17 protein-coding genes are annotated in these 22,223 nt (G+C 44.8%); 11 read left to right on the top strand and 6 right to left on the bottom strand.

What is annotated here, in order from left to right:
* Window positions 1–530: 530 nt before the first annotated feature.
* The 3 genes from QT973_RS15765 to QT973_RS15755 are packed head-to-tail and all read left to right on the top strand — an operon-like array spanning window position 531 to window position 2,515.
* A complete protein-coding gene (locus QT973_RS15765; protein WP_333261306.1) occupies window positions 531–2,042 on the top strand; it encodes a mechanosensitive ion channel domain-containing protein in 1,512 nt (503 codons plus the stop codon).
* 10 nt (window positions 2,043–2,052) lie between these two features.
* Window positions 2,053–2,205 (top strand): hypothetical protein, encoded by a 153-nt coding sequence (locus tag QT973_RS15760; protein ID WP_333055395.1) that lies wholly within the window; start codon window positions 2,053–2,055, stop codon window positions 2,203–2,205.
* 16 nt (window positions 2,206–2,221) lie between these two features.
* Window positions 2,222–2,515 carry a hypothetical protein gene (locus tag QT973_RS15755; RefSeq protein ID WP_333055396.1) on the top strand — a complete coding sequence of 98 codons (294 nt, stop codon included), beginning with the start codon at window positions 2,222–2,224 and terminating at the stop codon, window positions 2,513–2,515.
* 20 nt (window positions 2,516–2,535) lie between these two features.
* Here QT973_RS15755 and QT973_RS15750 read toward each other — a convergent pair whose 3' ends face one another.
* Window positions 2,536–3,741 (bottom strand): transposase, encoded by a 1,206-nt coding sequence (locus QT973_RS15750; protein ID WP_333055397.1) that lies wholly within the window; start codon window positions 3,739–3,741, stop codon window positions 2,536–2,538.
* Window positions 3,742–3,868: 127 nt separating this feature from the next.
* Between QT973_RS15750 and QT973_RS15745 the strand changes: the two genes are divergently transcribed.
* Together QT973_RS15745 and QT973_RS15740 are read left to right on the top strand one after the other, a co-directional pair.
* Window positions 3,869–4,015 carry a hypothetical protein gene (locus tag QT973_RS15745; RefSeq protein ID WP_333055399.1) on the top strand — a complete coding sequence of 49 codons (147 nt, stop codon included), beginning with the start codon at window positions 3,869–3,871 and terminating at the stop codon, window positions 4,013–4,015.
* Window positions 4,016–4,127: 112 nt separating this feature from the next.
* Entirely contained in the window at window positions 4,128–4,415 is a 288-nt protein-coding gene (locus tag QT973_RS15740) for a hypothetical protein (RefSeq protein WP_333055401.1), read from the top strand.
* An 84-nt stretch (window positions 4,416–4,499) separates the two neighbouring features.
* On the opposite strand, the gene QT973_RS15735 is transcribed toward QT973_RS15740, so the two are convergent.
* Window positions 4,500–5,108, bottom strand: a complete 609-nt coding sequence (locus QT973_RS15735) for a TetR/AcrR family transcriptional regulator (protein ID WP_333055402.1) — start codon at window positions 5,106–5,108, stop codon at window positions 4,500–4,502.
* 115 nt (window positions 5,109–5,223) lie between these two features.
* Here QT973_RS15735 and QT973_RS15730 point away from each other — a divergent pair, with 115 nt between their 5' ends.
* The 3 genes from QT973_RS15730 to QT973_RS15720 all read left to right on the top strand — a co-directional run bounded on the left by QT973_RS15730 (window position 5,224) and on the right by QT973_RS15720 (window position 9,089).
* Window positions 5,224–6,651 (top strand): HlyD family efflux transporter periplasmic adaptor subunit, encoded by a 1,428-nt coding sequence (locus QT973_RS15730; protein ID WP_333374336.1) that lies wholly within the window; start codon window positions 5,224–5,226, stop codon window positions 6,649–6,651.
* 149 nt (window positions 6,652–6,800) lie between these two features.
* Window positions 6,801–7,985, top strand: coding sequence for an ABC transporter permease DevC (gene devC, locus QT973_RS15725; protein WP_333261300.1), 1,185 nt, complete (start codon window positions 6,801–6,803; stop codon window positions 7,983–7,985).
* Window positions 7,986–8,372: 387 nt separating this feature from the next.
* On the top strand, window positions 8,373–9,089 hold the full coding sequence (locus tag QT973_RS15720; RefSeq protein WP_333391667.1) for a DevA family ABC transporter ATP-binding protein: 717 nt from the start codon (window positions 8,373–8,375) through the stop codon (window positions 9,087–9,089).
* 221 nt (window positions 9,090–9,310) lie between these two features.
* Here QT973_RS15720 and QT973_RS15715 read toward each other — a convergent pair whose 3' ends face one another.
* Together QT973_RS15715 and QT973_RS15710 are read right to left on the bottom strand one after the other, a co-directional pair.
* Window positions 9,311–10,324, bottom strand: a complete 1,014-nt coding sequence (locus QT973_RS15715; RefSeq protein WP_333209052.1) for a glycoside hydrolase family 104 protein — start codon at window positions 10,322–10,324, stop codon at window positions 9,311–9,313.
* Window positions 10,325–10,718: 394 nt separating this feature from the next.
* Complete coding sequence (locus tag QT973_RS15710; RefSeq protein ID WP_333055407.1) at window positions 10,719–11,636, bottom strand: YihY/virulence factor BrkB family protein; 918 nt, start codon at window positions 11,634–11,636, stop codon at window positions 10,719–10,721.
* 111 nt (window positions 11,637–11,747) lie between these two features.
* On the opposite strand from QT973_RS15710, the gene QT973_RS15705 reads away from it, so the two are divergent.
* From QT973_RS15705 to QT973_RS15695, 3 genes are all read left to right on the top strand, one after another.
* Complete coding sequence (locus QT973_RS15705) at window positions 11,748–12,833, top strand: hypothetical protein (protein ID WP_333391665.1); 1,086 nt, start codon at window positions 11,748–11,750, stop codon at window positions 12,831–12,833.
* Window positions 12,834–13,202: 369 nt separating this feature from the next.
* Entirely contained in the window at window positions 13,203–14,096 is an 894-nt protein-coding gene (locus tag QT973_RS15700; protein WP_333055409.1) for a CNNM domain-containing protein, read from the top strand.
* A gap of 118 nt (window positions 14,097–14,214) precedes the next feature.
* Window positions 14,215–14,409 (top strand): hypothetical protein, encoded by a 195-nt coding sequence (locus QT973_RS15695; RefSeq protein WP_333055410.1) that lies wholly within the window; start codon window positions 14,215–14,217, stop codon window positions 14,407–14,409.
* Here the strand turns inward: QT973_RS15695 and QT973_RS15690 are convergent.
* Both QT973_RS15690 and QT973_RS15685 read right to left on the bottom strand, forming a co-directional pair.
* Window positions 14,401–14,967, bottom strand: a complete 567-nt coding sequence (locus QT973_RS15690; protein ID WP_333055411.1) for a DUF7638 domain-containing protein — start codon at window positions 14,965–14,967, stop codon at window positions 14,401–14,403. The two genes, QT973_RS15695 and QT973_RS15690, sit on opposite strands and share 9 nt — an antisense overlap.
* 340 nt (window positions 14,968–15,307) lie before the next feature.
* Window positions 15,308–22,057, bottom strand: coding sequence for a glycosyltransferase (locus QT973_RS15685; protein WP_333391663.1), 6,750 nt, complete (start codon window positions 22,055–22,057; stop codon window positions 15,308–15,310).
* Window positions 22,058–22,223 lie beyond the last annotated feature (166 nt).

The following is a 22,223-nucleotide window of genomic DNA, read 5'->3' as shown; positions in this document are numbered from 1 at the left end:
TCGTCCCCCATATCGGTAGAATGCCAAGTATTCTTGAAACGTTATCAATTTTAGCTAGATCCGTTAAATTTTTACTTAGATAATACATAAAACGGACGCAACTGGCAGAGTAATAGCAATATCTCTCCCACCAGTTAAAGTCATTGTAATACTTGGATATTTGACTTGTCCACTTAAAGAGTCATTGAATAATCCCTGCTTAACTTGATAACGGGACTTAAAAAAAAAATAGTGGAGAGTATGATAAACTCGAATCGAGTTAAGGTTCACTAAAGTTACTAGAGCGCTTTAATAATAGATGAGTCGGCTCTCGGAACGCGAAAAAGTGGCACACTAACCGCAGGCCTGCGAAGACCAAGTATCCGAAAAATTGGCAATAGGGATAACTGCGTAGTATGAGGAACAACATCTCTATGTAACGACTTAAGTTTTTTTACCATAAAAATAGGTTAAAATTTATGATAACGAGTTCAGTATTTGATTTTTACATTGGGTACTGAGGACTTTATTTTTTACTCCTCTCCTTAAAAATGACCACACAAAAAACCTTATTCCCGGAATTTAAATTGAATACAATACCAGAAGAAGTGTTGACACAGATATCGCAAATATTTACAGCTACCCTATTTAAAATAGGTGACAATCCAGTATCCCTGCAGTCACTGGTAGAACTAATAGTGTTGTTTATGGCTATCCTTGTCATAGCACGCTCATTTACGAATTTCCTGAAGGAACGCTTGCTCGTCAGACTGGGAATTGACGAGGGAAACAGGGAAGCCATCGCAGTAATTATTGGGTATTTAATAGTAGCTTTGGGAGTAATAGTCGCCATCCAAAGCATCGGCTTCAACCTCGCTTCTTTTGCAGTAGTTGCGGGGGGATTGGGAGTCGGAATTGGCTTCGGAATCCAAGATTTAACAACTAATTTTGTCAGCGGCTTAACGCTGCTTTTAGACAGGCCGGTTAAAGTCGGAGACTTTGTGGAATTAGAAGGATTAATGGGAATCGTCAAAAAAATCTCGATTCGATCGACCATCATCCAAACTACTGAAGACTCTAGCGTCATTGTTCCCAACAGCAAAATGATTAGCAACAAAATTGTTAACTGGAGTTACGAAAATTCCCTACTCTGTCTGCGAGTTCCCGTAGAAGTAGCCGAGAATAGTAACCCCCTGTTAGTGACAGAAACTCTGTTAAATATTGCTTACGCAGAAGCTGGAGTATTGTACGAACCGAATCCGAAAGTATTGTTTGTCGAGTTTGGTGATGATAGTTTTAAATTTGAACTTTTAGTTTGGACGGACAAGCCGACTGAAAGAGAAATAATTAAAAGTTCTTTGAATTTTGCAATTGAATACAATTTCCGCCAGCATAAAATCGAATTTCCGTTCAATGACCGTGAAATTTATTTGCAAAATCCCGAAGTTCTGTTGTCCATGTTTAACAAAAAAGAAACTGCAATTGACCTCCCGAACAGTTACTCAGAAAATGAGCAAAAACCGCCTATTTTTGCAGAGAAACTGAAAAAGCCATCGTCGCTTAGCTGTTTGCTACGAGAGGTGGAATACTTTGAAAACCTGACTGACCTTGAATTGCGGCAATTGATTGAAGTTGGATACCGGAAACGGCTGCGATCGCAAGAATATTTGTTTCACGAAAACGACCCCGGAGATGCTTTTTACATGATTCTTTCAGGTTCAGTAGAAGTTTTTGTAGAAGCTATTGACAAACACCTGAATAACCTCGGCACTGGTCAGTTTTTCGGGGAACTTTCTTTGATGTTGGGAATTCCCAGAACTGCTTCGGTAAGAGCTTTGGAAGAAACAATTTTGTTTGCCATCAATAAAGAAGGTTTCCAGAAAGTTTTAACTGAACGACCGGATTTATCTGAACAGATTATTAAAGAAATAGTCAAACACAAAGAAGAACTCAGCGAGAGACAGCAATTATTGCGAGAAATGGAATTGGTAGATGCAGCAGAAGAGGATGAAAATCCTGTAGAATGGGTGAGAAAACGGCTAAAAGATATATTTACTGTTTGAAATAATTTCTATGACGCGATTTATTCACGATCTCTTTGCCAAAGAATACCTGGAGGAATTGCTGTCACCGCTCGGAACGGTTAATATCGGCCGCGATGTGACTTCAGAAGTCGGAGAAATCGATGTGTACTTCACTTTCTTCAATCTAAAATCTAAAATCTAAAATCTAAAATCGATCGATGCCCACAGCATCGAAAGCATTGGTAGATAGCTTTAATGCGATACCAGACACAGAGAATTGGATGCAGGGAATTTATTTCTTGGGGGAATCTTTGCGGACTGCAATTGTGGCGATTCACCAGTTGCCCGAAACTCCAGAAACTCTGTGGTTGAGGATTTTGGGCAAAGGGGGAGTGCAGCAAAGGGCTATTTCCCAATTAAGCGCTTTAGCAACAGACGATCCGTTGCGGATTATCGCGCTAGAATTGCTGTATCGGTTACAATCAAATTTATTGACATCCTCCCCGCCGTAAACGGTCGGGGATTCTAAACATCACTGTTTAGGCTTCCTCTTTCCACGACTCGACTTACATTGAGGAGTTGCCTCACCAATGCAGCGGTCGATGTCTCCAGAGGCGTTTAACGTTTCCGTGTGCCCCACGGTACGAAGTCCTAACTCAAGTATGTTGATTGCGGCATTCCAGTCACGTAAGAGTACAACACCGCAATGTTGGCAGCGGTGCGTTCTTTGACTCAAAGACTTTTTGACGATTTCCCCACAGTTAGAACAATTTTGCGAAGTGTAGTGCGGTGGTACAGCAACTGTTACCACTCCAAACACTTTGCCGAAATATTCCAACCATTGACGGAAAGCAGACCATGCAGCATCCGAAATAGATTTAGCTAGCTTTCTATTTTTGACCATATTTCGCACCTGCAAATCTTCGTAGGCAACCAAGTCGCTAGACTGGATTACGCATCTTGCCAATTTCACGGCAAAATCTTTACGTTGTCTACTTACTTTGAGGTGTTTTCTACTTAATCGGTTTCTTGCTTTGGCTTTATTTTTGGAGCCTTTTTTTGTTCTCGAAAGACGCCGATTCAGTCGTTTGAGAGCTTTCTCGGACTTTCTCAGATGACGCGGGTTTTCAATTGTTTGACCGTCTGAATCTGTGTAGAAGTGAGTCAAACCAACGTCCAAACCTAGTGTTTTACCAGTTGGCGTTCTCTTTTCTAGTCGTTCTTGGTCGATCAAAAACTGAACGTAGTAACCGTCGGCTCTACGAACAACACGCACGCGCTTAAGCTGCTTTAATTGGTAGAAGTGCAAGTCGCGAGTTCCCCACAACTTAAAACTTCCGGCTTCAAACCCATCAGTGAAAGTGATAGTACGTCTATCATCCGACAACTTATAGCCTGTTGTTTTATATTCAACAGAGTCGTGCGTCTGATGTTTTTTAAAACGCGGGAAGCCCTTTTTCCCTGGTGTGCTTTTTTTGCAGTTGTCGTAGAACCGCGCAATTGCAGACCAAGCTCTTTCGGCAGAAGCCTGACGCGCTTGAGAGTTGAGTTTAGCAGCCCAAGGAAATTCTTTGGCTAGGACAGCGCAGTAGGCGCTTAACTCGTACTTGCCGATTCCCAAGTTGTCGAGCCAGTATCTCAGACAGCTATTGCGAACGAAGCGAGCGGTGCGGATGGCTTCGTCTAGCCTCTCGTACTGTTGCTTCGTCCCCTCAAGTTTTGCCTCAAATACCAACATAGTTACGCTTGTCGTGTCAGCGTAAGTATAACACAGAAAGCCGTCCTACAAGGACGGGGCTTTAAACCCAATTATTTTAGTAACCGATGCGCCACAAGTATTAGAGCCAGAAGAGCGGGAGTTAATTATGGCCATTGCACCACTTTTTCAACAACAAATACAAGCAGCACAGCAACAAGCTAGAGAACAAGGACTAGAACAAGGACTAGAACAAGGACTAGAACAAGGCCGACAAGAACAACAGCGCTTAATATTAGGAATGAGAATTAAATAACTTGCATTTTTTGTAGGTTGGGTTTCGTTCCTCAACCCAACCTACGAAGTTATTTAATCGACGATCCTTAGAAAACTTTCTGCGAGTTAGATTTGGAGAATTAAGTCCAAAAATGGCACTTTTTCTATCTCCAATATCCAAGTTGGCGGCGGCGGAATTTACAGTGCTGTTGCTGGCAATATCGATGTTAACAGTCGATGAATCTGGGCGGGAATCAGCAGTGAAATTGTTGGCTGAAAGTGTCTTGCAAATACGATCGCCTGAATTGGGCGATCTTCTGCCTGCAGCAGTTACTAATTTATTGGCATTGCCTGTGGCAGAATTGACATTGTTTGTAGAACAACTGCCGCAGTTATCGGCGGAGGAATTGAGGGAAAGGTTAGGAAAAACACCTGACTAAAACCTGCGATCGCAGCCATAAAGGGATCTCGCTCTTTATGGCATTTAAATGATTCTCGAAAAAAAATCCTAGATTTTGTCGCACTTAGGAATTGGACTCCGGCCCTAAAATCAAGTGCAGCAGACCATCGATCAGTCGATCGCGCTCCATTGGGATAATCTCTTTACCGTGCATCATATGCTGCATTAACTGAAAATATACCAAAGATCCGATAAAAATTCGCGCCGTTGCCTCCGGATCGGGCAATTTTAACTCTGGATGCGATGCCAAATATTCCGCTAGCCGCTCGATACCCGGTTTACCTAAGTTTCTCACAAAAGTCTGCGCGAGCTGGGGAAAACGCCCTGACTCCGCAATCACTAACCTCACAAAATTGAGATATTCTGGTTCCTGGGTCGCCTGATCCAATATAGTTGTGGCAGCGAATCGCAGCGCTACGGCAGGTTCTTCATCCAGAACTGTAAAATGGACTTTTTCTCGCGCCAGCCGCTGTACCAAAGCCGCAAACAATCCCTCTTTATCTTGAAAATAGCTGTAAACCGTGGCTTTGGACACTCCCCCCGTCTTCGCTACCTTGTCCATACTCGTGCCCGCGTAGCCGTGGGCTAAAAATTCTTGCATCGCACCTTGCAGGATTTGCTCGGTTTTGTCACCTCCTGCTGCGTCTGGTTCGATCGGTTTTGTCCTTGCCATACCTTGCTTCTGTAATTTTTATTTGGGAGCTTGACATTATTATACTGAACGGTTTAGTATTAGGAGACATCGTAACTAAACCGTTTAGTTTTATTTTCTCACAAAGAGGTATGTCATGGTACACCAACCAACAGCGGACGGCTTATCCTCAAATCCATCCCTAGTTAAAAAACTCCTAGTTGTGGCAGCAGTAGCAACCCTGGGGGCAGCGGGAACCACAGGCTACACGATCTGGCGATCGCGCATACCCGATCCGAACGCAGTAGCCGCAGCAGCAGCCGTCACAGCATCCCAATTAACCACAGTTACAGCCTTGGGGCGACTCGAACCCAGAGGAGAAGTAATTAAAGTCTCCGCCTCCGGTGCCGCGGAAGGAAACCGGATCGATCGACTTTTGGTCAAAGAGGGAGACAGGGTGAAAACAGGCCAAGCGATCGCAATTTTGGATAGTCGCGATCGCCTGCAAGCCGCCCTCGACCAAGCTCAAGAACAAGTGCGCGTCGCTGAGGCAAATCTAGCAAAAGTCAAAGCTGGAGCCAAAAACGGCGAAATTCAAGCCCAGAAAGCGACTATTAGCCGTTTATCTGCCGATCGCAGCAACGAGATCGCAGCGCAACAGGCGATCGTCAGCCGCCTAGAAGTCGATCGCAGCACCGAAATCGCAGCGCAACAAGCCACAATTGCTCGCATCAGGGCCGAACAGCAAGGGGAAATTCAAACCCAAAAAGCCGCAATTGCCCGTCTACAAGCCGAACTCCGCAACGCCCAAAGCGAGGATCGGCGCTACTCCCAACTGTATAAACAGGGAGCAATTTCCGCCTCAACTAGCGACAGCAAAAGCCTCGCCGCCGAAACAACTCAACAGCAACTCAACGAAGGAAAGGCAAAACTAAATCAAATTCAGGAATCCCGCCAACAGCAAATTAACGAAGCCCAAGCCAAATTAAATCAAATTCAACAATCTCGCCAACAGCAAATTAACGAAGCCCAAGCCAAACTCAGCCAAGTTGAGCAATCTCGACAACAGCAGATTAATGAAGCCGTGGCAAATCTCGATCGCATCGCCGAAGTGCGTCCCGTTGACATAGCAGCCGCCGCCGCCGAAGTCAGTGCCGCCGCTTCAGCAGCCAAACAAGCCAAAGCCAATCTGGATCTAGCTTACATCCGTGCTCCCAGAGACGCCCAAGTCCTGAAAATTCATACGCATCCGGGGGAAAAAGTGGGAAACGACGGCATTGTCGAACTCGGACAAACTCGCGAGATGCTGGCTGTTGCGGAAATCTACGAAAGCGATGTGGACAAAGTACGCCTCGGACAAACCGCCAAAATTACTAGCGATGCTTTGACCGGCGAATTGCGGGGAACTGTCGAACATATTGGTTTGCAAGTGCAGCGGCAAAACATTGTTAACACCGATCCTTCTGCGAATATTGATAGTCGAATTGTGGAAGTAAAAGTGCGCTTAGATGAAGCTTCCAGCCAGAAAGTAGCGGGATTAACCAATTTGCAAGTCAAGGTGGCGATCGGGGAAATTAAGGATTAAGAATTTTTTAACCACAGAGAGCGCTGAGGACACAGAGGAAGAGAATAGAGAGATGAATCATTCTGACTTAATTATTAAAGATTAAGAATTGTTCCAACATCAGGTTGCTGTCTTTAATCCAAAATCCAAAATCTAAAATCTAAAATCCTATGATTGCACTAATCAAACCCTTAGAACAATTAAGACGCAGAACTTCCCTCGGATGGCTGCAACTGAGTCACGACAAAGGGCGAATGCTCGTTGCAGTAGCAGGAATTGCCTTTGCTGACGTTTTGATGTTCATGCAGTTGGGCTTTCAAAATGCGCTTTACACCAGCAATACGCGGCTGCACCAAAGCTTGCAAACAGACTTAGTTTTGATTCACCCCCAAGCGCGAAATTTGATTAATTTGTCTTCCTTCCCCAGGCGCCGATTGTATCAAGCAATGAACGTACCGGGCGTGAAATCAGCCGAACCGCTTTACGTGAAAATTGCTAACTGGAAAAATCCCGAAACTCGGCGCGAAACGTCGCTGATGGTGGTGGGTTTCAATCCGAATCGCCCTGCGTTTGCGCTTCCCGAAGTTAACCAAAATTTGAACGCGATTAAATTGCCGGATACCGTGTTGTTCGATCGAGCTTCTAGGGGAGATTACCAAGGGACGATCGCGCAAATCGATCGAGGAAAAGCTGTTAAAGCTGAGGTAGAGCGGCGCACGATTAACGTCAGCGGTTTATTCACAGTTGGAGCATCTTTTGCCGCCGACGGTATTTTGATGACTAGCGATCAAAATTACCTGCGCCTGTTTGCGAGACAAAACGCCGCGAGTGTTAATGCCGGATTAATTCAACTGCAACCGGGTGCTGACCCCGTGGAAGTTCAACAAGTTTTAAAAGCATATTTGCCGCCGGATGTCAAGGTATTAACAAAACAAGAATTTATCGATTTTGAGAAAAACTATTGGGCTAAGAATACTGCGATCGGCTTTGTGTTTAATTTAGGCGTCGCGATGGGTTTTGTAGTAGGAGTAATTATTGTTTATCAAGTTCTCTCAACCGATGTCAGCGACCACATGGGAGAATACGCTACTTTCAAAGCGATGGGCTACCGCAATGTTTATTTACTGGGCATCGTTTTTGAACAAGCTCTAATTCTTTCTGTCCTCGGTTTTTTGCCAGGAGTAGGAGTTTCTTTCGGACTTTATTCTTTAACTCGCAAAGCTACAAACTTACCCCTTTATATGACGCTGCTTAGAGCATTTATAGTATTACTTTTGAACGTGATTATGTGTACTATTTCGGGAGCAATTGCCACTCGCAAGCTGCAATCAGCCGATCCAGCAGATATGTTTTAAGGGAAAATGAAGAATATCATGTCCTCACGATTAACCATAATATTCCGGTCGGAGCGGGTTTTTGAGATGGTCAATTATTGGCCGGTATTGTTGGTGAACCCGCCCCTACAAAAATCGAGGTCGCTCGACCGGACATGATATAAGTGAGTCTGAAGGACACTAAATCCGGGTTATAAAACACTTTATCATACTCGGTGATTGAAACCTTTCCTACACAAATGAAGTCCGCCTCCGCAGACTAAAAAATAAAGGGGTATTAAAGCTAAATTTGGTAGAAATTCCTGAGTGCCAACATATTTTTTGTCAACTTATTTTCTTCTTTTTACTCGGCTATTTAGGCGATGTAAGCGATGAATCATTCAATCTCAAACCTCAAACCAAGAAGTTATGAATTCTACTACTCTCGACCCGACAACCAACGCCTTACAGATTCCTTCACCTATAATTTCCGCGCACCAACTCGACCACTACTTCGGTCAAGGTCAACTGCGAAAACAGGTACTTTTTGACATTAATCTCGACATTAATGCAGGTGAAATCGTGCTGATGACGGGGCCTTCTGGTTCTGGAAAAACTACGCTTTTAACTTTGATTGGCGGACTGAGATCCGGTCAATCGGGAAGTCTCAAAATAATCGGTCAAGAAATGTGCCATGCGAGTTCAGACCAATTGGTAAAGGCGCGACGCAAAATTGGCTATATTTTTCAGGCGCACAACTTGCATCGCAGTTTGACAGCGCTACAAAACGTGCAGATGGGTTTGGAAGTTCACGGGAATTTGTCGCGTTCCCAAATGCGTGATCGCTCTGCAAAAATGCTAGAGTTAGTAGGACTGGAACAGCGGATTAACTATTATCCAGATGATTTGTCTGGAGGACAAAAACAAAGAGTTGCGATCGCCCGCGCTTTGGTCAGTCAACCGCAAATTGTTTTAGCTGACGAACCAACAGCCGCCCTGGACAGCAAATCCGGTCGCGAAGTGGTGAATTTGATGCAGCAACTAGCCAAAGAACAGGGTTGTACTATTTTGTTAGTAACCCACGATAACCGAATTTTGGATATTGCCGATCGCATCCTTCACATGGAAGATGGAAAATTAGCCTAATTTTTAAATTTCCGAAGAATAGACATCCTATCTAATCCGTTGACATCGGAATTATTATCTCTCTCTTCTCTTTCTCTGTGTCCTCTGTGCCCTCTGTGGTTTAATCATTTCGATACAACCGGAATAGACATCACCCATAACTACCCCATTTTCAATTTTGGATGTCAAAATTTAATCCAAAATTCCCAAACTCGAATCTAAACTCGTCCTTGAACTTTTGACTAATTGCTAACCACCAATCCTTGCCGGTAAATTCCCAAATTTTGCAGGTACATTGCTTCGAGTTTGGGCATCGACGATTCTACAGAACCACCATAACGGCGAAAAGAAGGCCAGATGTAAGCGAGTTTTCTGACTGCTGGCTCCAATCGACCCGCTTCTATATCTTCTAATGCACCTTTTTCTCGGATTAACTCTATAGCCATCCAATCTTGATTTTCTGGGCTGAAATCGCGGACGCCAAATTTTTTGGCAAATCTGTCCCAAGTGGTGCTCAGAAACTGATATCGCCCCGCTGCGTCGGAACAGAGTTTTTTGCCGTAGCGACGGCCGCACCTCATTTCTCTGGGATGATCTTGAAAGCTGACAAATTTCGTGCCGGTGTACTGGGTGCGGTAGCCGTCGGGGCTAGCGGTTCCTTCGGCGGCTGCGATGGTGTCGAGAAAGGCTTTGACTCGACGTTCGGGGCTGATGTTATCGAGTCTGCTATCGAGTCTGGGCTCTGGTGAATTCTGGGTTGGAGTTTCGGGCGATCGATCGCGATCGATGTTATTCTCTCGTTTGTCTGGTGAGTCGATCGTCGCAACTTCCGGCAGCCGTTTCGGGGCGGGCGAGCTTCCTGCCGAGACCGATTGTCCCCACAGTCTCGGCGTCATTCTACCTAAGAAAAAGCACAAACAGATTAAGAAACCCCAAGAGAGTTGAAAACGAAGGCGTTTAGACCGATTCCGGCGCAGAACCGGCCACCGGTGAAGGGGGAGTGTTGCGGGCAAAATTTTCGTTTGCTGGCCGAAGGCGAACAGCGATTTCAGCGCTAGCAAGGTTTGCTGGTAGAAACGCGGTGGAAGTTTCCGAGCTCTCATCGCTGCTGCGAAAGTCTCGACATCAGTCAGAGTAACTTGTGCCAGCGGTTTTGCGACAAACACTCGAAAATGGTTGGCCGCCTGCCAGCTAAAGCGCCGGTTGCGGGGGGATTTGCGGTTTACCCACAGGCGAATTAGCTCCATGTCTGACATAGGGAGCAGGTGGCTTCCCAGATGTTTTGATGCGTACAAAAGTACCTCCTGATATCAGTTCAGGTTGAAATATCCCAGTTTGTGGACTTGAGATTGGTTTCACCTTTGAAATTGGGGACTGGCAAGGAAAAAAATCTCTTTCGGGGCGATCGCAAACTTCAAATTTTTCGGTCATCACCGAAGGGGAGCGACAGGGATCAAGATAAACTGGTTTCAACCATATCCAGTGATACTACTAAGTGTTCGCCCGGTCAAGTTCACGGGCAGATTTGGCGATGGGTTGAGTCTAAAATTTAGTGATTCCACAGGTCTCGCCGTCCCAACTGACATAGGTTTCAAGGTGCTGGCATTCGGCTGACTCAAAAGTGAGCGATCGCATTTTTTGTATCTAATATTAAGAATTCTGTCGGTGTTTGGACCCGGAGGATTCCTCAGCTTGAATGCTGAGCAAATTTTTGCGTTTTGCCAGCATCAGGGAACCGTAGCGGTTAGCCCAAACTTGAGTAAACTCAGCACCTAAGAAGAGAATCTGAGCTGAATAATTGATCCAAAGTAAGATAATCACGAACGAGCCAGCAGCACCGTAGGTAGAGGCAATACCGCTACCTCCTAGGTAAACTCCAATTAAGGATTTGCCGATCGTAAACAGCATTGAGGTGATGGCGGCGCCGATCCAAACATCATTCCAGGCAAGATGGACATCGGGCAAAACTTTGTAAATTAAAGCAAAAAGCAGCGTAACTACGCCAAAGGAGAGAGCAAAGTCCACAATCTGCCAAATACCCACTGGTAAGTGCAGCAAGCCGTTCAACCAAAAGCTGACGGCCGCTAAAACGGCGCTCAGGACTAAAGATACTAGCAGTAGAAAGCCTATGCCTAAAATCATTGCAAAAGACAATACGCGGTCTTGCAGAAATCCCCAGATCCCGCGTCCGGGAGGCGGTGAAACATTCCAAATAGTATTGAGGGCTTCTTTGAGATTAGTAAACACATTGGAAGCCCCCCACAAAAGTGTAGCGATACCGAGTAAAGTAGCAATCATTCCCGACTTTGGTTCGGAGGCTTTGAGGATGAGTTCTTGGATGGTTTCGGCGCCATCTTTGCCGATTAAACTTTGGAGTTGACCGACGATTTGACCTTGGGCTGCGTCTGCACCAAAGACTAAACCGGCGATCGCAATTACGATAATTAGCAGCGGGGCCAGGGAGAAGACTGTGTGATAGGCTAGGGCGGCTGCTAGGGTTGGCGCTCTATCTTCTTGCCATTGAGTAAAAGTTTCTTTGAGCAGGGATATGACTGTTTTTAATTTCACGGCATTTGGTTTCCTTATACTTAGAGTATAAAGAATTATACTAGGTTAAGAGTTTTTTAGCCTCAGCCACAAGATAGATTTATCGATTAGCAAATTCGGAAGATTATTTTTATGTCAGATTCCCACACAACTGTTAACAACACCGAGGTAAAACTGTCCAAAAAAGCAATTTCTTGGGCAAAAATTAGCGCATTAGTAGGGGTGGTCAATTTTTTGCTGGTGCTTTTTCATTTCAGTTACCTTCAGTTGCGCCCTATTTATCAGAGCTATTTTCCGGGTTTAGTTAAAATTTATGACCCGATTAAAGGCATTGATTCGAGTTTGCTAAATCCCGAATATTTGAAAAGTGCTGACCAGTTTTGGCGAATAGATACGTTTTTTATTGGTTTTTTTGGGGCGGAATTTTTGATTAAAAGTTTGTTCCACACCCGCCGTAAACCGGGGGTAACTTGGTTTGATTTTGTGCTGAGGCGCTGGTACGAGGTGTTTCTGGTGATGCCGATTTGGCAGGGGTGGCGGATTCTGCCAGTATTGGTGCGGCTGCACAAGTCTGGTTTGGTGAATCTCGATCACGTAGTTGCTCAAGTTACCTATGAACCGGTGGCTTATTTAGCCAATACGATGTCGGAATACATGATGGTGCGGTTTATCAATCAAGCTAAAAGTTCGATCAAACAGGGCGACGTGGCGCAGATGTTGCTGGCGCAGCAGCCGTACCTTCACGTCAATCAGGAAAATACGATCGAACAAATTACCAAACGGATTTTGGATCTGACAATTTACAAAGTTTTGCCACAGGTGCAACCGGATTTAGAAGAATTGCTGCACCACAATTTGGAAACAACAATCAAACAGTCTGATTTCTATCAAATCCTGCAAACTTTCTCTCCGATTAATATTTTGCCGACGGAGATGACTGAACAGCTAGCAAATTATTTAGCTCAAACTGCGGTGGATGTGGTAGCTACTACTTATGAAGACGATAAAGGTAGAAAAATTCTCGATAATTTCAGCCAAGAATTTAATCAAAGTTTACGGCGGGAATTGCAAGATGAGAAAACTCTCGCGGAATTGCAGTCGCTGCTGTCGGATTTGTTAGAAGAAGTGAAGTTGAATTACATTCAAGGCGGGTTGAAGTCCGATCCGGTGCAGACTTTTACGGAAATTAACTCGCTCCGGGGAGTAAGGGAGAGTTGATACTGCAATGAGTTCCGGTGTTGTGAATTAGATTCTTTTTTTTTACTCGCATCTTGCACCATTGTCAAGAACAGGCCGAAAAGCCTGTTCCACAAGAGATGAATTTTCTTGTGGAACAGGCCGAAAAGCCTGTTCCTAAAAAAGTAATTGAGAATGGTGCAATATCTCAGTTAAAACGAACCCCGAAGACGCCAAGGGCGCGAAGGAAGAGAAGAGAAAGAGTTCACAAGTTCTACGGGTAAGGTGTGCAATGCACACCTAGGAATATGGGTAGTGGGGATATCCGAAATGTCGGGGGATAAACCTATCTGAGTCCCAAGCTAAAATAAAAGCATGAACATAAAACATCTATCATATTAGATATCTATCTTGAACAACCTTACTTGCCTGGAAATAGAAGTAGCCCAAACAATGCTGAGTTTAGCAATGTTGGTGGGCTTAACACTTTTAATCGCCTTTTTTGTGGCGTCAGAACTAGCATTAGTATCAGCCGATCGCCATCAAATCCGCCAACTCGCCCACTTGCACGATCGCCCAACCGCCAAAACCGCCCAACTCGTCCACCAAGCTCAAAACAACATACCGCATTACCTGTCTGTGACTCAAACTGGCACAACAGCAGGGAGTTTGCTGTTGGGTTGGTTGGGTGAGGGAGCGACTGTACACTGGATTGAACCGTGGATCGACAAATTGCCGATCGGTCATTTTTCTGCCGTGCTGACTGCTCATTCGATCGCAGTTCCCGTAGCTTTTATCTTAGTAACTTACGTAGAAATAGTCTTAGGAGAACTAATCCCCAAAGTATTAGCAACCCACGCCCCAGAACGTACCGCTTTGCTGCTGATGCCGGCCCTCGAACTCTGCTCAAAATTACTGTGGCCGCTGCTAGTAATTCTCAACGGTACCGTGTGGCTGCTGACTGGTTGGATTACCAGTAAAGAGTCTCAACCGCTGGTGTCATCTTCCCAGGCAACTTTCGTTCAAAAAGATGCTCATTCGGCACTCATTTCTGGCCTATGGGAAGTGACAGCAGTTAACGAAAAACTAGGGTTAAACCTGCCAACTAACCAAGCTTACCAAACAATCGCCGGATTCGTAATCCACAATTTAGGTAAAATGCCCAATCAAGGCGATCGGCTATTGTGGGGCGAGTTAGAAATAGAAGCAGCAAATGTAGTAGAAGGCAGTTTAGAAACAGTGCTAGTGCGTCAGGTAACTCGCCCTTTGTTTGAGACTCAGCAGCCAGAACTTGTGTTAAATTGATCCTAAATCAGGCTTAAATACTTCCTCGATCTATGTATGTGAGGTTGTAATTAGTCGCTCAGTGCGACAATGTACCAGAAATCTGCAGATTGGATAAAGCACAGTTTATGAGGTGGATATGCTGAAAACACTTTGGGCTACTGTTCGACAAGGGAAAATAGAACTGCTGGAGTTATCAGAGTTACCCGAAGGGGCAAAAGTATTAGTAACAGTTTTACCTGATGAAGAAGCTGAGTTTTGGCTTCAAGCCAGTCAAACATCACTAGATACAGTTTGGGACAATACTGAGGATTCAGATATTGGCTTAATTTAACCTTTTCCAGATATATTCATAGCGCCTATAGACGCTTTTTAGTATTTCCTGGGAAACTTCTGTATCTTTGACACAGGTTATGATAGCGGAATCTTTACAATCCATATCGCCAAGAACATAAATTCTCAGATGTTTTGGAATAGCATTGTAAGCTTCTCGCAAGCTACTTTTATTTTCTTTTGTTGGGAATGTTAGGAATTTAGCAAAGGCTTGAACACAAGTATCTGCAACTGTTTGCTTTCCCTGAAGCTGAGCGATGGTATCTTCTACTTCTTTTACAAACTCATCAATCTCTATATAATAAAACTCTAAAGTCGAATTTCCGTAGTAGAGATGGTGACAGCTTATCCTCGCACCCTTGGGAACTTGGGTAACAACCCATCCCTCGGCAACTTTGGTTTTGAATTCCTCAAAGTTAACCCATTCCCAACAATCGATCATACCGTCTTCAAAAACTCGGATGATGGTTTGGTAGTAGTCGCCGTTGTGTATAAAGGCCGACAACCCTTTACCCCGAATTATTTCTCCATTTTCACCGTTTCTATATAATTGAAGCATTTCTTTTGCCCTTAACAATCAAGCGTATTCCAGTAGGGAAACGGCACTGCCGTCTCCTCTTACGGACACGGCGCCGTGCCCAAGGGGTGTCAACTTAAGGTAAAACCCATAGTCCGGCAAGGGTTGAAACCCCTGCCTCAAAGCGAAAGTCCTCTCAAAGAGGACTAATGAGTTAAGAATTCTTCTTCTCAGTCCTCTTTCAGAGGACTTTCGCTATTAGACAGGGAATTCATTCCCTGGCGGACTGCCGGGTGAGCGGGAGAACTGGCGGACTAAAAGCTTAAGTTGACACTAATGGGCAGTGCCGTTTCCCTACAGATATCGCCTACTCCGCCTTCGTTTAGTTCACAGCCACCTTCACCGCACCCCCAACCAACTGCTCGTAATCCGCCAACAACCACGGAGGCAAACAAGTATTCGCATCCTGAACCTGCAACTGTCCAGGGCGACAATACAGCATCGCCGCCAACAAATTATTCACAGCTTTAGGCGCTCCAAACCCTTTACTCAACTCAACAACCAACGAGTTAAAAAACTCGCGATCGCTCTCATGCAGCGGCTCGTTAATAAACCCGCTGCCCAACATTGCTTTGTAACCCTTGCCAAAATCGCTCCGGTACAAAAGTTCCAGTTGTTCCCCGGAAACGCTCAGCCACAAATCTGCAATTTGCTTGCGAATCTCCCGCAAATCTGCTATTGCCAATTCAGCCGTCGGATCGATTTCATAAAAATTGACCGCAGCAGTTAATTGATTGAGAAACTGCGGCAGATAATCTTGTTTGACAAGTGTTGGTTCTGTTGTCGTAAATGCGCTTTCAAACACCTTTTCGTAATCTTCAACCAACCACTGGGGCAAGCGGGTGCGAGCATCGGGAACCCGCATTTTACCGGGTACAAAATACAGCATCGCCCCCAGCAGAGCATTGATAGCTTGAGGCTGCACCAACCCTTTGCTAATTTCGGTCAATTGCTGCAAAAATTTTTGTTCTGCTTCAGTCATTGCTTCTGCTTGCAAGCCACATCCGAGTATTGCTTGATATCCCTTGCGAACTTCTCCTCGGTAAAAAGTTTCGAGTTTCTCTGAAGGAACAGTCAGCCAAAAATCTGCCATTTGTTTTCTGATTTGGCGGAGTTCCAAAACAACCGATTCGTCAGACGGATCGATGCGGTAAAGATTGACGCATCCTAACAGTTGATTCGCAAATTGCGGGGATTGAATATATTGAGCGAGCAAGTCAGAAGTGGACTCAGACTTGACGGTGGCTTCCATCTCAAAAACTTGTTCGTAATCCCCAATTAACCAGTGCGGCAAACGGTTGCGAGCGTCGGGAATTCGCATGGTTCCCGGCGGGAAATACAGCATCGCGGCAAGCAAGGCATTGACAGCTTTGGGATGCACTAATCCTTTGCTAATCTGGGTTAATTGCTGCAAAAATATTTGCTCGCTTTCGATCATCGCTTGACGTTGAAAATCGCTCTTGAGCAGGATTTGATAGCTCTTACCTGAAGCGCTTTTGTAGGCTGCTTCGAGGTTTTCGGTGGGAAGGTTCAGCCAAAAATCAGCGATTTGTTTGCGGATTTGACGCAATTCGGATATTGCTGAGATGTTTGAGGAGTTTCTCTGATAAAGGTTGACGGTGTTCGAGAGAATCTCGTCCAAAGCTGGCTGCTTGGGAATGCTATCCTGTAAGTTGCGCGATGCTTCCAGGTGGCTGGTTTGCCAGTTGCCAAAGAGTTCTTGGAATAATTTGCCGATCGCCCCAGAGTATGCAACACTGTCAAAACAAGCCGGATTAGCTTGCATTTTTTGCTGAATTTCCTGCCGTTTTTGCTGCCGCAATTGCGGGTTAGTGCCGAGGGTAACGGCTAGCTGAATGTAAGATGCTTCGCTATTGGCAATTAAATCAGGCATTTGCAGTTCCCGCAGCATCGCCGAACCTTGGCGGAAGCGCAAAGCATTTCCTTCCACAACCACCGCCGGCAATCCTACTTGCAAAGGATCAATTAACGATGTTGCCCCAGCATAAGGATAGGAATCGAGATAAACATCTGCTAGCTGCAAAAATTCTTTCACATCCGCGCGGCTTGGCAGTTGTTTTACGAACCGCAAGCGGTTGTTATTGACGCCGTATTTAGCGCAGGCAGCGTTCAGATTGTTGACAAAAGGTGTCGCCGGATAGGTGCGAGTCCAAGCCGGCCCGAAGGGATATAAAATCAAGATTGAATCGGGTACAGCAGCTAGAATTTTTACCCAACTCTCTCTCAACTCCGGCAGAATTTTGTAGAAGTTGGCGCCGGAGATAAAAACGGTTGTATTGTCTGAAATTCCCAGACTTTGGCGCGTAGGTTTAACTGTAGCAACTTCGGATTCTGTTGCGTATTTGAAACAAAAACCGCTGCCTTCGAGAACAGCCAACTGTTCGCGATATTGTTCTTGATAACTAGCATCTGGCGCGGTAAATTGACCTGCGATGTAGTAATCCATGTGCCGGATTCCCGTGGTTGTCGGGGAACAGAAAGATGTAGTTTGTACCCGCGCTAAACGGTGGATTGCTAGTGAAGTCAGCGGTTTGTTAATAGCTGTTAAATTCGTACCGAAAAACAGGATATCTAAGTCGTCGGCGCGGATTGTTTTGACTTGCGATGCAAAGTCTTTCGGGAGTGCAACCAGTTTGTCGGCGCGACTTTGACAGTATTGTTCTAATTGGTGGCCGCTGGTGTTGAGCGCGTACAGGTATATCTCGAACTGGTTGCGGTTTAAATGCTCGAAAACCGGGATGGTAGCGAAGGTTTCGGTTTGGGGCGTGAAATGGTCGTTGATGATGCCGAGGCGGATTTTTGTCCGATTTGGCGATCGCGCCGGGAAGATACAATCAATTGAACTGCCGCGATTTTTTAGCGAAAACTCAATAATTTCCGCCCGTTTGGTGTAAATATCGCGCAGGTTTGCCGTGGCAAAATACACCGGGATAAAGTTCGCAACTTGCGAGAAAAATAAGGCAATATTTTGCCAAAGTTGCGAATCGGGATTGGTGAATATATTGCTATGAATGTAATTCACCCATCTTTGCATAAATTCATAGTAGTTGTCTGCTTCTCCAACTGTTTGAAACAGGTTGGGACTGCCAAACATAAATTTGAGATAGTCATTGGCAAACCAGTTGGGAATTTGAGCGCGCTCGTACTTAATCTGCAATTGATCTGCACGTCGGTAAAGCATCGCTGCTAGCAGGTAATTGATGGCTTTTGGCTCATTAAATCCTTTGGCAATATTTGCAGCTACTTCATTAACAAAACTCTGTTCTGCGTGGGTTAGCGGTTCATCTTTAATGTCGCTCTTCAGGAGTATCTGATGTGCCTTACCTGCATCGCCAGCATAGGCATTTACCAGTTGAGCGGGGGGCAGATTCAGCCAATAATTGGTAAGTTGCGTACGACATTGGCTGATGTTAGCGAGGCTTACTGGGTTAGACTGGTCTTTTTGATACTCTCCCAAGTATTGAGATAGCGAATTTAAAAGTTGCGCTATTTTGTTTTCGGGAACTAATTCATCAGCTATTAAGTAGCTATGTTGCTGCAAAATTTCCTCTGACCAACGGACTTCTTCGGGTTGGTAAAGTTGAGAGTGCAGGTGAATAATGAGGGCTCTCATTAAGTATAATTTTGCGCGAACGCTAGCCATTTTTTGGGTTCGGCTAGAGCCGTCACCGTGCTGCCTATAATAGAGATAAGGCTTAGGTAATCGATACCCTAACCAGCCTTTTTCATAGGCCGACACCCAAAATTCCCAGTCTTCACATCCCAGCTTCATCACTTTTTTTAACCCGCCTACTTCCTCGAAAATTCCCTTTCTAAATAAAGAACTAACGGGAGCTTGATTGTCTCTCAAAAACCTATTGGGATCGAAATCACCGTGGATAACTAAATCACAGTTGGCTCCGAAGTGCTGCATATCTGTATAGACAAAACCCACCTGCGGTTTTGCTAATAAAATTTCCAAGCACTCCTCTAGAAAATTCGGATGAATTCGATCGTCAGCATCTAGGAATAAAATAAACTTTCCTGACGACTGCTGAACGCCAACATTTCTCGAATCAGCGGGCCCCGTGTTGGGTTTATCTATGAGGCGAATCGATGTTTGAGGATACAGTTGAATTAAATAATTTGCGAAGTTGCTGGTATCATCCGTGCTGCCGTCATTGACAATTATGCACTCCCAGTTTTGATAAGTCTGACTGACAACACTTTCAACAGCTTCTCTGACATATTTCGCGTGATTGTAGCACGGGATAATTACGCTGATAAGTGGCTGTGGGGGTGTGCGATAAGGTAACGCATTCAGTTCCGAGGCAAAAACCGAGACAGGAACCGAAGAAATATGTAGGATCCCTCGTTGGCGGATGCCGTATTCATCCCATATTTGGTAAGCTTCTTGCTGGGATAATTGCGATCCATGTTCCAAACCTTGTTGATTTTTATAGTACAAACCGAGAATTTCGGGCAAGTGGACAATATTTTCGCTTTTGCCAATCCGCAGCCAAAATTCGTAATCGCCAGCAGCCGTAAATTCGGTTCGGAAATAGCCGTATTTTTCGTGCAGCGATTTTCTCCACATCGGTTGGGAACCAATAATGCAGCGCCGTTCGAGTTCGCTGTAGTCAAAGGCTGGCCAATTCCAACGCTTTTCTGCTTGGGTTTTTGCAAAAGTATCGTTCGCTGTGTTGGTGATTAATTGGTCAGCATAAACCAGACTTACTGGGGAATTTTCATCCAAGTATTTCGCCATGAATTCTAGGGCATCGGGGCGGTGTCTGTCATCGGTGTTAGCATTAGTTATGTAAGCTCCGCGCGACATCTTAATGCCTCGATTCCAGGCTGCATATAATGTTTCGCGGTCAGAAGTGCGATCGTACACAATATTCGGATATTTCGCTTGAAATTCCCGCACAACAGACTGTTCGTTTTCTTGGGAACCGCTGTCAATTACTATGATTTCGAGTTGGCCTTGTTTGTACAGCGTTTGCTCTACCAAGTCCTGCAAGCAGCCGCGGATAAATTTTTCGGAATTGTAAGTAGAAACGATCGCAGATACTTTAAAAGCGGACGGGACAGGCTGGGAGTTCTCACCATTCCCGAATTCCCTCTGCAAAGCTGCATCAGTTTGCTGTTGAACGGAAGCATTCTCCGAATGTGCGCGATCGGCTACTTGAACCAAAGCTGAACTAACAATTGCAGCCATTTTCGACCAGGAAAACTTCTTAGCTTGCTCTAAACCCGCCGCAATTAATGAGTTGCGGACACCGGGATTCTGTATTTCCCGCAAAGCATTGACAAGCCCAATAACATCATCTCCATTTACATAAACCGCTGCTTTTCCTGCTACTTCAGGAATCGAACCGTTTGGACAGGTGATGACTGGACAACCGCAAGCCATTGCCTCAAGGACTGGCAACCCAAAGCCTTCATATTTCGACGGATAAACTAACACTGAAGCACCAGAATAAGCAGCTCTCAGTTCGCTGTCGCTTAGTTGCAGCGTGTGGACAGTATTCCCAGAACAGTACAATTTCAACTCTGGTTCTAATGCAGGTTTGCCACCTGCACAGACTATATCAAAGTCAAACTTGTTGGCAAGTTGAGAAAAGGCTTTGAAGAATAATATTCCGTTCTTGTAACCATGCCAGCCTACCCTTTCGCCTACCAAAAGAAAATAGGGCTTGGTAATGCTGTATTTTGACTTAAAGCCTGAAATTTCTTCTCTATCGGATGGCGAAAAATTGGCATCAATGCCACAGTGCGCTACAGCGACCGAATTTGAAGAAATCTGCGGAAAAACCTTTACTAAATCGCGGGCTGTATTTTCGGAAATGGTGATGTAGGCCGAGGCGTGGCGGATACCGCAATGCTTTTCTCTCCACTCGGAATGACCAATATTTTGCCCCATCAACTCTGGGATCATGTCATAAGCCATGAAGACCGATCGCGTTGACAAAGGCGTTGTATAATAAGTAGAAATAAATAAATCGGCTTTTTCTTCATCGCAGATTTGTTGGAGCATTTGGCGGTCAGCATCGGTTTGGCTGTAGTCGTAGCGAGCTACATTCCGGTACTGAATGCCGGGAATTTTGGGGGCGGTTCCCGCTCTGTCAAGAACTATAATTTGTTTGGCAAAACCATTTTCTGCCCAGTTTTCTAGCAGCGATTTCCAGACGCGACCAATGCCCGTGCTGTTGAGCTGAAAAAATACGCCGTCTATCACAATTTTTCTACTTGTTTTAGTAGGAGGCATGGCTGCGGGAGTTATCATTGATTTGCGGTTCTCTCTGTCTGCGATTTTTCTCAGGGCTTCCTCGTAATCCTGTTGGAGTAATGAGGGTTTTTTCAATTCCGGCTCTTTGTAAGATGATAAGCTATGAAAAAGTTGAGGCTGAATTTTCTTGTCTGAAAAAATATGCAAAGAATCGCCGTTAGAGTAAAAGTTTAAATTAAATTTTTCGGCAATTATCGAGAGTGCCTTGCTGGTATAAATAGAAATGTGCTGACCTTCATCTAGCGCATAGTACCACCATTCGCTGGGCTTGGGATTGTTGGCTGGCAGCAGTTTGGTACTGAATAAAATATTGCGGGAAAATTTGAAGATTTTTTGGATCTCCTCCAGCGGCTTAACAAAATGCTCAAATACTTCAAAAGCTGTCACTAATTCGTAGCTGTAGCTGCTGTTTTCGTCTGCCTCAAATCCTTGAGAGAATATATTTTTACAATATTTGTCGTGCCAATAAAAATCAAATCCTAAATCTCTCATCATCCGAACAAATACACCGTATCCGCCCCCGTAGTCTAAAAATTTAGCGCTGTGATCGAACAAATTAAAAATAATATTATTGGCGGCGTTTGAGAACATCGTGCTTCTCGATAACATTCCCACGTCGCTGCTAGCTATGGCTTCTGAATAAGCCTCCTCAAGCCAGTAGGGTTCTTCCGTTTGAACAAAGCCGCAATTTGAGCATTGAAAATACTCGACGTTATATTTTTTTAGTACCCTAGCAGCAGCAAAGGTGTTGGTTGGAAAATCACAAATATTGCATTTCATTTTAATTATTTAAACTTACAAATTTATTCAAGTAACTGCCTGTGTTGGAATGCCGAATATTTATGAGACTTAACTAAGTTTATAATAGTCCTAAGTGATTGCAGTGCGATCGGCTAGACTGTTTTTATGCTGACGCTTGAACTCTTCGGACGGTTCCTCAAGGGTT

Origin of the sequence: Microcoleus sp. Z1_A1 (assembly GCF_036700305.1) — a bacterium.
In the GTDB taxonomy this organism is placed as follows: Bacteria; Cyanobacteriota; Cyanobacteriia; order Cyanobacteriales; family Microcoleaceae; genus Microcoleus.
The sequence above is the reverse complement of the archived record's forward strand: the minus strand, read 5'-3'. Positions and strand labels throughout refer to the sequence as shown.